Origin of the sequence: Sphaerotilus montanus (genome assembly GCF_013410775.1) — a bacterium.
GTDB lineage: Bacteria > Pseudomonadota > Gammaproteobacteria > Burkholderiales > Burkholderiaceae_C > Sphaerotilus > Sphaerotilus montanus.
This window is the reverse complement of record NZ_JACCFH010000001.1, coordinates 2935745-2948289: the sequence shown is the minus strand read 5'-3', so window position 1 is coordinate 2948289 and position 12545 is coordinate 2935745. Positions and strand designations below refer to the sequence as shown.

At 67.9% G+C, this 12545-nt stretch carries 9 protein-coding genes; 2 read left to right on the top strand and 7 right to left on the bottom strand.

Annotation, left to right across the window (positions count from 1 at the left end; all coding sequences use genetic code 11):
* Window positions 1-6: 6 nt before the first annotated feature.
* From BDD16_RS13490 to BDD16_RS13460, 7 genes are all read right to left on the bottom strand, one after another.
* Window positions 7-1746 (bottom strand): glycoside hydrolase family 13 protein, encoded by a 1740-nt coding sequence (locus BDD16_RS13490; RefSeq protein ID WP_179634425.1) that lies wholly within the window; start codon window positions 1744-1746, stop codon window positions 7-9.
* A gap of 34 nt (window positions 1747-1780) precedes the next feature.
* Window positions 1781-2917: an ABC transporter ATP-binding protein gene (locus BDD16_RS13485; RefSeq protein ID WP_179634424.1), complete on the bottom strand. Its 1137-nt coding sequence runs from the start codon at window positions 2915-2917 to the stop codon at window positions 1781-1783.
* Window positions 2918-2953: 36 nt separating this feature from the next.
* Window positions 2954-4585 carry an alpha-glucosidase family protein gene (locus BDD16_RS13480; RefSeq protein WP_246332548.1) on the bottom strand — a complete coding sequence of 544 codons (1632 nt, stop codon included), beginning with the start codon at window positions 4583-4585 and terminating at the stop codon, window positions 2954-2956.
* 20 nt (window positions 4586-4605) lie between these two features.
* The gene (locus BDD16_RS13475; protein WP_179634422.1) at window positions 4606-6189 is read right to left on the bottom strand and encodes an alpha-glucosidase family protein; all 1584 of its coding nucleotides are present in this window, start codon (window positions 6187-6189) and stop codon (window positions 4606-4608) included.
* Window positions 6190-6202: 13 nt separating this feature from the next.
* Entirely contained in the window at window positions 6203-7039 is an 837-nt protein-coding gene (locus BDD16_RS13470; protein ID WP_179634421.1) for a carbohydrate ABC transporter permease, read from the bottom strand.
* Entirely contained in the window at window positions 7039-7953 is a 915-nt protein-coding gene (locus BDD16_RS13465; RefSeq protein WP_179634420.1) for a carbohydrate ABC transporter permease, read from the bottom strand. The genes BDD16_RS13470 and BDD16_RS13465 overlap by 1 nt, the downstream gene beginning before the upstream one ends.
* Window positions 7954-8092: 139 nt before the next feature.
* Window positions 8093-9361: an ABC transporter substrate-binding protein gene (locus tag BDD16_RS13460; protein WP_179634419.1), complete on the bottom strand. Its 1269-nt coding sequence runs from the start codon at window positions 9359-9361 to the stop codon at window positions 8093-8095.
* A 246-nt stretch (window positions 9362-9607) separates the two neighbouring features.
* Here BDD16_RS13460 and glk point away from each other — a divergent pair, with 246 nt between their 5' ends.
* Together glk and BDD16_RS13450 are read left to right on the top strand one after the other, a co-directional pair.
* On the top strand, window positions 9608-11458 hold the full coding sequence (gene glk / locus BDD16_RS13455; protein WP_179634418.1) for a glucokinase: 1851 nt from the start codon (window positions 9608-9610) through the stop codon (window positions 11456-11458).
* A gap of 10 nt (window positions 11459-11468) precedes the next feature.
* Window positions 11469-12542 carry a LacI family DNA-binding transcriptional regulator gene (locus BDD16_RS13450; RefSeq protein ID WP_218897795.1) on the top strand — a complete coding sequence of 358 codons (1074 nt, stop codon included), beginning with the start codon at window positions 11469-11471 and terminating at the stop codon, window positions 12540-12542.
* The last annotated feature ends 3 nt before the right edge of the window (window positions 12543-12545 follow it).

Here is a 12545-nt window from a genome sequence, read left to right as displayed (position 1 = left end):
GGTGGGTCAGGCGTGCAGGCGCAGCATCCGCGCCTCCCAGGGTCGCAGCGGCGAACCGTGCAACGCATCGCCCTCGCACGGCGGGTAGTTGCCGAGCATCCAGTCGCAGCCGCTCGCGGGAACATCGGCGGGCAGGTCGAAGACCGGCGTGTCGCCGCTGAAATTGCAGACGACCAGCCAGCATTCAGCCGGCTCGCCCGCACCCTTGGACAGCGTGCGGGTATAGGCGTAGAGCTGCGGGTGGTCGGGCACCAGCAAGGCGTAGCGGCCATGCACCAGCACCGGGTGCACCCGGCGCATCGCGATCAGGCGCCGGTAGTACTGGAACACCGAGGCCGGATCGGCCACCGCCTGCGCGGCGTTGATCTGCGGGTAGTTCGGGTTCAGCTTCAGCCAGGGCGTGCCGGTGGTGAAGCCGGCGTTGGCGCTGGTGTCCCACGGCATGGGCGTGCGCGCGTTGTCGCGGCCCTTGGCGTGGATGGACGCCATCACCTCGGCCGGGTCCATGCCGCGTTCCTCGGTGGCGACGCGGTACATGTTGCGGATCTCGATGTCCTGGTAGTCGTCGATCGACGGGAAGGCGACATTGGTCATGCCGAGTTCCTCCCCCTGGTAGACGTAGGGCGTGCCCTGCATCCCGTGCAGGAAGGTCGCCAGCATCTTGGCCGACGCGACCCGGTAGCGCCCGTCATCTCCGAAGCGCGACACCGGCCGCGGCTGGTCATGGTTGTTCAGGTAGAGGCTGTTCCACCCCTGCTGGTAGAGGGCGTCCTGCCAGCGCGTCATCGTCGCCTTCAGGTCGCGCAGGTCCAGCGGCTTCAGCGCCCACTTGCCGTTCACGTGGCCGCCGACGCTGTCGAGGTCCATGTGCTCGAACTGGAACAGCATGTTCAGCGCGCCGGTCTCGGGGTTCGTCAGCTCGCGGCCTTGCGTGATGGTGGCCAGCGGTGCCTCGCCGACGGTGATGGTGTCGTAGTGGTCCAGCACCTGCTCGCGCATCTCGCGCAGGAACTCCAGCAGACGCGGGCCGTTGCAGGTCAGCGCGAAACCGGGCTGCAGAAAGCCCCCGCGCACGACCGGCGCATCCGGCAGGCTGCCGTCGGCGTTCCACGGCTTCGAGACCATGTTGATCACGTCCATGCGGAAGCCGTCGACACCCTTGTCGAGCCAGAAGCGCATGACGTCATACACCTCGGCCCGCAGCGCCGGGTTCTCCCAGTTCAGGTCCGGCTGCTTGCGGCTGAACATGTGCAGGTAGTACTCGCCGGTGGCCTCGTTCCACTCCCAGACCGAGCCGTTGAAGGCCGCTTCCCAGTTGGTCGGCGGCGAACCATCGGCCTTGGGGTCACGCCAGAGGTAGTAGCCGTGGTACGGGTTGTCGCGGCTCTTGCGCGCCTCCTGGAACCAGGCGTGTTCGTCCGAGCTGTGGTTGACGACGAGGTCCATCATCAACCGGATGCCACGCGCGTGCATCTGCGCCAGCATCTCGTCGAACTCGGCCATCGTGCCGAACTCGGGCGCGATGGCGCGGTAGTCGCTGATGTCGTAGCCGTTGTCGTCCTGCGGCGAGGCGTAGACCGGCGACAGCCAGACCACGTCGACGCCGAGCAGCTTCAGGTGGTCCAGCTTCGAGGTGATGCCGGGCAGGTCACCGATGCCATCGCCGTTGCTGTCGCAGAAGCTGCGCGGGTAGATCTGGTAGACGACGGACTGTTTCCACCAGTCGCGGTCGGGGCGTGCGGTCATGGTCGAAGGGCGTGTGGTCAGCGGAGTCAGGGGATCAGGACGGCAACTGCACGGTGCGCTCGAACGCGAGACCCGCGGCATCGAAGAGGTAGCCGTGTTCCGGGCGGACCCGCAGCGTGATGCGCTCACCCGCCGAGTGACCGGCATAGCCTTCGAGGCGCAGCGTCACCATCGGCGCGTCGGGTGCGATGTCGAGGTAGAGCATCGACGAATCGCCCAGCCGCTCCATCTGGCGCACCTTGGCGTGCAGCGGCGAGCCCGCACCGGCGTCGCCGGCCAGCAGGTGCTCCGGGCGGATGCCCAGCGAAATCTTGTCACCCGCCTTGGCGCGGCGGGCATCCACCGCGACGGTGATCTGCGCGCCATGCACCTCGACCACCGCGTGGTCCGCCTCGGCGCGCACGAGGCGCCCCGGCAGGATGTTCATCTTCGGGCTGCCGATGAACTCGGCGACGAAGAGGTTTTCCGGGCGGTGGTACAGGTCCATCGGCGAGCCGAACTGCGCCACGCTGCCGTGGTCCTGCACGCCCTGCCCCGAGCGCAGCAGCACGATCTTGTCGGCCAGCGTCATGGCTTCCACCTGGTCGTGCGTCACGTAGATCATGCTGGCGGTGCCGATGTCGTGGTGCAGCTTGGCGATCTCCAGCCGGGTCTGCACGCGCAGCGCGGCGTCCAGGTTGGACAGCGGCTCGTCGAACAGGAACACGTCCGGTTCCTTGACGATGGCGCGGCCGATCGCGACCCGCTGGCGCTGGCCACCGGACAGGGCTTTCGGCAGACGGTCCAGCAGCGGCGTGAGCTGCAGGATCTCGGCGGCCTTCTTCACCTTCTGCTCGATCGCGGCCTTGTCGGCGCCCAGCACGCGCAGCCCGAAGGCCATGTTCTCGGCCACCGTCATGTGCGGGTAGAGCGCGTAGCTCTGGAACACCATCGCGACACCGCGCTTGGCCGGCGGCAGGTCGTTGACACGCACGCCGCCGATCGACAGGTCACCGGAGGTGATGTCCTCCAGCCCCGCGACCATGCGCAGCAGCGTGGACTTGCCGCAGCCCGACGGGCCGACGAAGACGCAGAACTCGCCCTTGCCGATGCTGATGTTGGCGTTGTTGATCGTCAGCGGCAGGCCGGGGGCGTAGCGCTTGCAGATGTTCTTGAAGTCGATGCGTGACATGGCGGGTCCCTTGCGAAGGAAGAGCGTCGTGGGGATTCAGACTCGGGTCAGACGCGCGAAGCGCACGCCGTAGGGGTCGAAGGACAGGGTCGACTGCGCATCGACCTGGTCCCCGGCGGGCAGCGCGAGCGTCGCCGGCTCCGTGCTGAGGTTGAAGGCGCACAGCAGCCGCTCGTCGCCATGCGTGCGCACGAAGGCGAGCACCTGCGCGTCGACGGGCAACAGCGTCAGGTCGCCATCCACCAGCGCCGGCTGGGTGCGGCGCCACTGCAGCAGGTGGCGGTAGTGGTGCAGCAGCGCGCCGGGGTCGGCTTCCTGTGCGTCGACGGCCAGTGCGCGGTGCGACTCGGCCACCGGCAGCCAGGGCTTGGTGGTACTGGCCGGCGCGCCAAAGCCGAGGTCCGGCGCCGCCGAGTCCCAGGGGAACGGCGTGCGGCAACCGTCGCGGCCCTTGAACTCGGGCCACATCGTGATGCCGTAGGGATCCTGCAGATCTTCAAAGGCGATGTCCGCTTCGGGCAGGCCGAGTTCTTCACCTTGGTACAGGCAGACCGCGCCGCGCAGGCTGAGCTGCAGCGCCGGGGCCAGCCGCAGCAAGGCGGGATCGGGGTGGTCACCGCCCCAGCGCGTGGCGAGGCGCTTGCAGTCGTGGTTGGACAGTGCCCAGCAGGCCCAGCCACCGCCCGCTTCCGCCGCGACACGCTCGAACTTGGCGATCACGCCGTGCAGGTACGGCGCGTCGTGCCGATCGGCCAGCAGGTCGAAGCAGTAACCCATGTGCAGCCGCTCGGCGCCCTCGGCGGACGGGCTGCTGTACTGCGCCACCATCGCCATGCCGGACTCGTCGCCGATCTCGCCGACCATCATCGTGTCGGGGTACTGGTCAGTCAGGGCGCGCAGGCGTTCGAGGAAACCCAGTGCGTCCGGGCGGCTGCGGTCGTAGACGTGGTGCTGCCACGCATACGGGTTGCTGGCGGCCACGGTCGGGTTGCTGCCGTCGGGCATGCCGGCGCCGGGATTGCTGCGCAGCTCGGCATCGTGGAAGCAGAAGTTGATCGCGTCCAGCCGGTAGCCGTCCACGCCGAAGTCGAGCCAGAACTGCACCGACGCCAGCAGCGCGTCCTGCACCGCAGGGTTGTGGAAGTTCAGGTCCGGCTGGCTGGTCAGGAAGTTGTGCAGGTAGTACTGCCGGCGGCGCGTGTCCCATTGCCAGGACGAGCCGCCGAACACGCTCAGCCAGTTGTTGGGCGGATTGCCGTCGTCCTTGGCGTCGGCCCAGACGTACCAGTCGGCTTTCGGGTTGTCGCGGCTCTGGCGGCTTTCCTTGAACCAGGGATGCTGGTCCGACGAGTGCGACAGCACCTGGTCGATGATGACCTTCAGGCCGAGCGCGTGGGCGCGGTCGACCAGCGCCCGGAAGTCCGCCAGCGTGCCGAACATCGGGTCGATGTCGTTGTAGTCGCTGACGTCGTAGCCGAAGTCCTTCATCGGCGAGGTGAAGATCGGCGACAACCAGACCGCGTCGGCGCCGAGGCGGGCGATGTGGTCGAGGCGGCGCGTGATGCCGGCCAGGTCGCCGATGCCGTCGCCGTTGCTGTCCTGGTAGCTGCGCGGGTAGATCTGGTAGATCACGGCGCTGCGCCACCAGCCGTTGTTGGGAGCTTTCATGGCGGAATGCATGTCGGGATTCATGTCGGAGCGAACAGCACGCCCCAGGGGTCGAACTGCACCGTGCCCGCCCCGTCCAGCGCGACCTCGGCCGGCGCGACGCTGAGGTTGAAGGCACACAGCATCCGCTGACCTTCATGTTCGCGCACGAAGGCCAGCACCTGCGGATGCACCGGCAGCAGCGTCATGTCGCCGTGGATCAGCGCTGGCACGCCACGCCGCCACGCCAGCAACTGCCGGTAGTGCGACAGCAGCGAGGCCGGGTCGCCGGCTTGCTGGTCGGCGGCCAGCGCGCGGTGGCTTTCCGACACCGGCAGCCACGGCTTGACGTTCGAACCCGCTGCGCCGAACCCGAGGTCGGGCGCCGCGGCTTCCCACGCCATCGGGGTGCGGCAACCGTCGCGGCCCTTGTAGTCCGGCCACATCGTGATGCCGTAGGGATCCTGCAGATCCTCGAACGCGACCTGCGCTTCCGGCAGGCCGAGTTCATCGCCCTGGTAGAGGCACGCCGTGCCGCGCAGGCTGAGCTGCAGCGCCGCTGCGGCGCGCAGCAGGCCCATCGGCGGATTCGCGCCACCCCAGCGCGTCGCCACGCGGGGAATGTCGTGGTTCGTGATCGCCCAGCACGGCCAGCCGCTGCCGACCACCTGGTTGAAGCGGGTGAACACGCCGTGCAGGTACGGCGCGCTGTGCGGCTCGCCGAGCAGGTCGAAGCAATAGGCCATGTGCAGCTTGTCGCCGCCCGAGGTGTACTCGGCCACGCGGGCCAGGCCGTCGTCGTCGCCGATCTCGCCGACCATGGTCGTGTCGGGATACTGGTCCACGAGCGCGCGCAGGCGCTGCAGGAAGACGAGGTTCTCCGGCTGGCTCTTGTCGAAGTGGTGCCACTGCCAGGCATACGGATTCACCGGGCTGACCGCCGGATCGCTGCCGTCGGGCATGCCGCGGCCTGGGTTGTCGCGCAGCAGCCGGTCGTGGAAATAGAAGTTCACCACGTCCAGCCGGTAGCCATCGACGCCGAAGTCGAGCCAGAACTTCACGCAGCCCAGCACCGCGTCCTGGACTTCCGGGCAATGGAAGTTCAGGTCGGGCTGGCTGGTCAGGAAGTTGTGCAGGTAGTACTGGCGCCGCCGCGTGTCCCACTGCCAGGCCGAGCCGCCGAAGATCGACAGCCAGTTGTTGGGCGGGTTGCCGTCGTCCTTGGCATCGGCCCAGACGTACCAGTCGGCCTTCGGGTTGTCGCGGCTGGCGCGGCTCTCCTGGAACCACGGATGCTGGTCGGCGGTGTGCGAATACACCTGGTCGATCATCACCTTCAGGCCGAGCGCGTGCGCCCGGTCGACCAGCGCGCGGAAGTCCGCCAGCGTGCCGAACAGCGGGTCGACATCGCAGTAGTCGCTGATGTCGTAGCCGAAGTCCTTCATCGGCGACTTGAAGAACGGGGACAGCCAGATGCCGTCCGCGCCGAGGGCGGCGATGTGGTCGAGTCGGCGCGTGATGCCGGGCAGGTCGCCCACGCCATCGCCGTTGCTGTCCTGGAAGCTGCGCGGGTAGATCTGGTAGATCACCCCGCCACGCCACCAGTTGCTGTTCGGAGCCGTCATGGTGGTCACCGCATCAGCCCTTGACGGCGCCTGCCGTGAGGCCGGAGACGATCTTCTTCTGGAACACCAGCACGAGGAGCACGAGCGGCACGGTCACGATCACCGAGGCGGCCATGATGCTGCCCCAGGGAATCTCGTAGGCGGTGGCGCCCGAGATCATCGAGATGCCGACCGGCACGGTGCGCTGGAAGTCGTCGGTCATGAAGGTCAGCGCGAACAGGAACTCGTTCCACGCGCCGATGAAGGCCAGCAGCCCGGTGGAGACCAGTGCCGGCGCCAGCAGCGGCATGAAGACCTCGAAGATGATGCGCAGCGGGCCGCAGCCGTCCATGATCGCGGCCTCTTCCAGCTCCTTGGGCAGGCCGCGCATGAAGGTGGTCAGCATCCACACCGTGAAGGGCAGCGTGAACACCGTGTAGGGCAGCACCAGCCCGATCGAGCGGTTGTACAGCCCCAGCGCCTGCATCAGCTCGAACATGCCCGACAGCACCGCCACCTGCGGGAACATCGACACGGCCAGGATCGCCAGCAGCAGCGTGCTCTTGCCCTTGAAGTCGATCCGGCCGAGGGCGTAGGCGCCCGTGATGGCCATCAGCATCGAGATCGTCACGGTGACGGTGGCCACCATGATGGAGTTGCCGAGCTGGGTGCCGAAGGGCTGCTTGCCGTTGAACAGCGCGACGTAGTTGCTCAGCGTCGGCGCGTCGGGCAGCAAGCTGGTGCTGAACAGCGCGGTGCCGGTCTTCAGCGAGGTGGTGACGGTGTAGAGGAAGGGGTAGACCGAGACGATCACGACCAGCGCCGCGAAGGCGTACAGGACGACCGAGCCCCAGAGAGGACGCTGGTTCATCAGTTGGACTCCTCGTTGAGCTTGACACGGGCAGCGCGCATGAAGAGCAGCGCGGCCAGGAAGATGATGATCGTCAGCGAGGTGGAGGCCGCCGAGCCGGAGCCCAGGTTGCCGTTGTCCACCATGTCGCGGCGCACGAAGCCGGACATGCTGATGGTGGAGCCGCTGTTGGACGTCAGCACGAAGATCAGGTCGAACACGCGCAGTGCATCGAGCAGGCGGAAGATCACCGCGACCATCAGCGGGTGCTTGATCAGCGGCAGCGTCACCTTCCAGAACAGGCGCAGCGGATGCACGCCGTCGACACGGGCCGCCTCGTAGCAGTCCTTGGGCAATGTCTGCAGCGCGGCCAGGATCAGCAGGGCCATGAAGGGCGTGGTCTTCCACACGTCCACGGCCACCACCGTCCACAGCGCATAGGCGGGGTCGGCGGTGAAGGCGATCTTGTTGGCAACCAGGCCCCAGTCGACCAGCAGCTGGTTGATCAGCCCGAACTGGTCATGCAGGATCCAGCCCCACATCTTGGCCGACACGATGGTCGGGATGGCCCAGGGCACCAGCACGGCGGTGCGCACCAGCGTGCGGCCCTTGAACTCCTGGTTCAGCAGCATGGCGACACCCAGGCCGGCCAGCGTTTCCAGGATCACCGAGAAGAAGGAGAACTGGAAGGTGTTCTTGATCGACACGCCCCAGTCGGTTTCCCAGAACTCGGCGGAAAAGACCGAGAAGCCGAACAGGCCGTACTCGGAGAAGTAGTTGTCGAAGCCGACGTAGTTGTACTCGGCGATGTTGTTGATGTTCGTGTCCGTGAAACTGAACCAGATCGACCGCGCCAGCGGCCAGCCGGCCACCAGCACCATCAGGATCAGCATCGGTGCCAGGAAGGTCCAGGCTATGCGGGTGCGGTTTTTCATGGGGTGTCCAGTTGCATCCAGACGGAGAAACAGGAACGGGGCGCCGGCAGCCATAGGCAGACGCCCCGTCGGAAGCTGTGCCCTGGGCAGGGCACGGGGACCCGCTGGTCCCGGGTCACCGGATCAGCAGATCAGCAGATCACCACTTGGCCTTCTTGATCTGCTTGAGCTTGCCTTCGAGCTTCTTGACGGCTTCGGCGCCGGTGGACTTCTTCTCCAGCACGTCGTGCGCGGCGTCCCAGAAGGCGTTGGAGACTTCCGGGTACTTCAGGCCGGTGGCGGTGGCCGGACGGGCTGCCGCGTTGGTGAACACGTCGAGCAGCTCGACCATGAACGGGTTCGCCTTGGCGATGTCGCCGTCCTTGTACAGGGCCGGGATCGTCGGGTTGTACGAACCGCCCACGGCGCGCTTCTTCTGGATGTCGGCGCTGGTCATGTAGAGCGCCAGCGACGCGGCAGCGTCCACGTTCTTGGAGTACTTGTTGACCGCCAGCTGCCAGCCACCCAGGGTGGCGGCCTTCTTGGCGCCCGGACCAGTGCCGGCCGGCAGTGCGGCGACGCCGATCTTGTCCTTGATCGGGCTGTCGGCGGCCTGGCCCAGCGACCAGGCGTACGGCCAGTTGCGCATGAACGCGGCCTTGCCGTTCTGCCACACGCCACGGGCGTCTTCCTCGCCATAGTTCATCACGCCTTGCGGAGCGATGGTGCCGATCCAGGAAGCTGCGGCGTCCAGCGCCTTGGCCGCCTGCGGGTTGTTGATGGTGATGTTGCCCTTGTCGTCGACGATGGTGCCGCCGCCGTAGCTGTAGACCCATTCCAGCGCGTCGCAGGTCAGGCCTTCATACGCCTTGGCCTGGAACACGAAGCCCTGGAAGTCCTTGTCGGTGGCGCGCTCGCCGTCCTGGATCTTCTTGGCCGCAGCGGCCAGTTCGTCCCACGTCTGGGGCACCTTCAGGCCGTTCTTGGCCAGCAGGTCCTTGCGGTAGAACAGCAGGCCGGCGTCGGTGAACCAGGGCATGCCCAGCAGCTTGCCGTCCACGGTGTTGTTGGCGACGATGGCCGGGAAGTGGTCCTTCTCGACGCCCTTGGAATACTTCTTCAGGTCGACCAGGTGGTCCTTGATGACGCCAGGCCACACCACGTCGATCATGATCACGTCGAGGTCGGACGACTTGGCGGCGAACTGCTGGCGCAGCAGGGCCAGGTTGTCGGTCGTGCTGGCCGGCGGGGTGTACATCTTGACCGTGTGGCCGTTCTTCTTGCCCCACTCTTCGGCGAACTTGCCGCAGAACTCGACGTCGGCGGCGTTGTTGCCGCACGAGATGGTGATGGTGGCAGCGTGCGCGCTGACCAGCCCGCCGAACGCCAGGGCGACGCCCGCGGCAACTTGCTTGTAAGTGATGGACATGATGGCCTGTCTCCTGTTGTTTGTGGCAATCCACGCCACAGGCAACAATGTAATTTTCTTACAGCATCTCCAAAACTGGTGAAAACCCTCAGATTCAGTGCTTAAAAATAAGGCAACTCAATCGTTTCCGACCGCACCGGTATCGTTTGCGTTCCGTTGCGCTCTCCAGAACAAGCCCCAGGAACGTGCACAACGTGCGTTGCAGGGCACTTGAGTTTCAATGTAATTTCATTACCATTCATCACCATGAGCCCGAATCCAGCCGCCCTGCCCTATCCCGACGGACCGCGCCTGCTGGCCGATGTCGGCGCCAGCAACATCCGCTTCGCGCTGGAGACGGCGCCCGCCTGTTTCGGCAGCACCGCCGTGCTGGCCTGCGCGGCGCACGACAGCCTGGAATCGGCGATCCGCACCTTCCTTCAGAGTCAGAACCTCGCGGGCGTGCGCCACGCCGCGCTGTCGCTGCCCAACCCGATCTCGGGCGACCGCATCAAGCTGACCAACCACCCCTGGGAGTTCTCGGTCGAGGCCCTGCGGCGCACGTTCGGCCTGCAGACCCTGCTGGCGATCAACGACTACACCGCGCTCGCGATGGGTCTGACCCGGCTCGATCCGCACGAGCGCATCCAGATCGGCGGCGGGGATCCGCTGCCCGGCGCCGTGGTTGGCGTGATCGGGCCGGGCACGGGCCTGGGCGTGTCGGCGCTGGTGCCGTTCCAGGACCGCAACGTCAGCCTCACCACCGAGGGTGGGCACGCCAGCTACGCCGCGCAGGACGACGACGAGGCCCTGGTCGTCGCCCATGCCCGCGCGCGTTACGGCCATGTTTCGGGCGAGCGGCTGATCTCGGCCTCGGGGCTGGAGCTGACCTACGAGGCCCTCGCCCTGCGCAGCGGCCACCAGCCCGCGCACCGCGCCGCGCCGGACATCTCCGCCGCCGCGCTGGCGGCCGAGCCCGATCCGGTCGCACACCAGGCGCTGTCGATGTTCTGCGCGATGCTGGGCACCGCCGCCGGCAACCTCGCGCTGACGCTGGGCGCGCAGGGCGGCGTCTACATCGGCGGCGGCATCGTGCCGCAGATCGCCGGCTTCTTCGCGCAATCGGCCTTCCGCGCCCGCTTCGAGGCCAAGGGGCGCTTCCAGCCCTGGCTGGCCCGCGTGCCGACCTGGATCGTCGCGGCGCCACGCGCCGGCCTGCGCGGTGCGTCGGCCATGCTGGACGACCACCTCACCGCCGACCACGGCGCCGGCCCGCTGCTGGTGGACATCCGGGCCTCGATGGACAAGCTCTCGGCGTCCGAGCGCATCGTCGCGCAGGACCTGCTGTCGGCGCCGCGGGCCTGGATGAGCGACTCGATCGCCCGCATCGCCGAACGCTGCGGCGTGAGCACGCCCACCGTGATGCGCTTCTGCCGCTCGCTGGGCTTCAAGGGGCTGGTGGACTTCAAGCTGCGGCTCGGCTCGGGCCTGTCGGGCACCACCAAGGTCGCCCACCGCGAGGTCAGCGCCGAGGACCCGACCGCCGAGCGCATCGGCAAGATCTTCGACAACTCGATCTCGGCGCTGATCGGCCTGCGCGACCGGCTGCACCCGGACGTGTTCGAGCGCGCGGTGACCGCCCTCGCGAACGCACGCCGCATCGAGGTCTACGGCACCGGCAGCGCCGCCCTCGCGGCCGAGGACGCGCAGCACAAGCTCGGCCGGCTCGGCCTGGCCGCCCTCGCCCGCACCGACGCGCAGCAACAGAACCTGACCTCGATCTACCTCGGCGCCGAGGACGTGCTGCTGGTGCTGTCGAACTCGGGCGAACTCGACTCGATCAACGAGGCCGTGGCCCGCGCCCGCCACGCCGGCACCGCCGTGATCGCCGTCTGTCCGCAGCGCAGCGAGCTGGCGCGGCTGGCCGACATCGTGCTGCCGGTGGACCACCCGGACGACGTGCAGGCGCTGGTGCCGATGGTGTCGCGGCTGATGCAGACGGTGATGATCGACGCGCTGGTCAGTGACCTCGCGCTGCAGCGGCGCCCGCTGATCCACCGCGCGCTGGCGCACCAGGACGACCAGCGCTTCGACGCGCTCAGCTCGCACAGCCGCTAAGCTGCGCGGCATGCCGGCTTCCCCCCCTTCCCCGCCCGCAGCGCAGGCGGCCACCCCGCGGCGCCTGCGCCCCACCCGCGTCACCATGCAGGACGTCGCCCGCGCGGCGCAGGTCTCGCAGACGACGGTATCCTTCGTGCTGAACAACCGCGCCGAGGCCAGCATCCCGCAGGAGACACGCGACCGCATCTGGCAGGCCGTGGCCGACCTCGGCTACCGCCCCAATGCCATGGCCCGCGCGCTGCGCCAGGGGACCTCGGGCCTGATCGGCTTCGTCACCGACGAGATCGCCACCACGCCGTTTGCCGGCCAGATCGTGCGCGGTGCGCAGGACGTGGCCTGGCAACACCGGCGCATCCTGATGATGATCAACACCGACCACCAGAGCGACCTGGAGCAGGAGGCCCTCGGCGCGTTGCTGCAGCACCAGGTGGACGCCATCATCCTGGCCGCGATGTCGCACAAGGCGGTCACGCTGCCGCCGCTGCTGGACGGTTTCCCGGTGGTGCTGGTCAATGCCTACAGCGAGGACGACAGCGTGCCCGCGGTCGTGCCCGACGAGCGCCGCGGCGGCCTGGAGGCCACCGCGCACCTGCTGGCCCACGGCCACCGGCGCATCGGCGTGATCGACAACCTCGACGACTCGGTCGCGGCCCCCCTGCGCATCCAGGGCTGGCGCGACGCGCACGTTCAGGCCGGGCTGGCCGCGGACCCTGCGCTGCTGGTGAAGATCAATGGCTGGCAGGAAGCGGGTTTCGTCGGCGCGATGGACCTGCTCCAGCGCCCGGACCGGCCGACCGCCCTGTTCTGCCTGAACGACCGTGCCGCGATGGGCGCGTACGAAGCCGCCCGGGAACTCGGCCTGCGCATCCCCGAGGACGTGTCCATCGTCGGCTTCGACAACCAGGAGGTCATCGCCGCGCACCTGCGCCCGACGCTGACCACCATGCAGCTGCCGCACCACGAGATGGGCCGGCGCGGCATGCAGGCGCTGCTGGGCCTCGATCCCCTGCCGCGCGGGCGCACGCTGCTGCACTGCCCGCTGGTCGAGCGGGCGTCGGTGGCACGCTGCGCGGCGCCTTGAGCC